The organism is Pseudomonas sp. Pse79 (assembly GCF_024519615.1).
In the GTDB taxonomy this organism is placed as follows: domain Bacteria; phylum Pseudomonadota; class Gammaproteobacteria; order Pseudomonadales; family Pseudomonadaceae; genus Aquipseudomonas; species Aquipseudomonas veronii.
In genome coordinates this window covers 1-1,313 of the sequence record NZ_JALJRR010000065.1, presented here as the reverse complement: position 1 = coordinate 1,313, position 1,313 = coordinate 1, and the positions used below count along the sequence as shown (strand labels likewise).

Here is a 1,313-nt window from a genome sequence, read left to right as displayed (position 1 = left end):
TGTCTAGTCCTGAAATAGGTTTACACCTATTTCAGTCTCAAAACGCCCGGTGCACCGCATCGGGCGTTTTGTATTTCAGGGAGAAATGCGGTCGCTCCCCGTTGTAGATCCGCACCGACTCATCCACCATTTTTACTGCGTCTGCCAAGTCTTTGGGGCGATGTAGCAAAAATTCAGTTTTCAAAATCCCGTTTATCCTCTCGGCCATCGCGTTCTGATAACAATCATAACCGTCGGTCATTGAGCACCTGATCCCGTGCTTGATGTGCATCCGCTGGTATAAGTCGGAGCAGTATTGGGCGCCGCGGTCTGAGTGATGGACAAGCGGCTCCTTGGAGCTTCGCTGGCTAACCGCTTTCTGCAGCGCTTTGATCACCGATTCCGTATGCAGGCTTTCATGCACATGATGACCTACGATCTTGCGTGAGTACGCGTCCGTTATCAGGCTGACGTAGGCGACACTTTCCCGCGTTGGTAGATAGGTAATGTCTGCGACCCAAACCTGTTCGGGCCTGCTGGCTACGACTTGTTCCGGACCTGCTTTGAGCAGGTTTGGATGGCGGCGAAAACGATGATGGCTATGAGTGGTTTTATGGTAGGCCCGCTTGCGTGGAACGAGCGCTCGCGCCTCTCTCAAGATGGCAAACAGGCGGTCTCTGCCGACACTTAATGCCGCACCAGCCTCAATGCTCATCAGGTAATGCAGCTTACGCGTTCCTAGCCTGGGTTGGCGTCGACGCTTTTCCAGAACAAAGTCCACCACTTCCTGGTCCTGGCGGACTCGGGCATCAAAAACTCGATTGCGTTTGTAATACGCTTGACGCGAAATACCCATGAACAGGCAAGCCCTGGTAATGCTCAGGTTTTGGATTTGCCCTTGCGAGAGGACTTGCCGGGTCGCTTTTTTACGATGGAAACACCGTAGTCATTTTTCAAGACATTCACGACAGCCTCAAAGAACTGGGCTTTCTGATTGCTCAGTGCCAGTTGCTCTTCAAGCTCTTTGATCCGCTGTTCGGGTGTTAGCGGGAGGTTGGGGTCGGTCATTGGCTTGCTCCGCGGCGCTCGAATTGATGCGCCTTGACTCCAGTCCTGTCGGCCATGCTTGCGTAACCAAACCAGTACCGTGGACCGGCCCTGAATGCCAAAGCGCCGTTGAGCCTCTTTATAACTTAACTCGCCTTTTTCAACTTGGTCTACGACCGATAATTTAAAAGCTAACGTGTAGTCGCGCTGGCTGCGCCTTTTGCCCGTATCCATTGAGTCCTCCTGAAGATAGGTCAGAAGGCGTAAACCTTATTCAGGACGGGACA

At 52.7% G+C, this 1,313-nt stretch carries 1 protein-coding gene; it reads right to left on the bottom strand.

Going from position 1 to position 1,313, the window contains the following annotated elements; all coding sequences use genetic code 11:
• Window positions 1–37: 37 nt before the first annotated feature.
• A protein-coding gene (locus NR164_RS30230) for an IS3 family transposase (protein WP_167379478.1) occupies window positions 38–1,260 on the bottom strand; the annotation gives its coding sequence in 2 pieces (ribosomal slippage) (window positions 38–909 and window positions 909–1,260; 1,224 coding nt in all).
• Window positions 1,261–1,313: the final 53 nt, after the last annotated feature.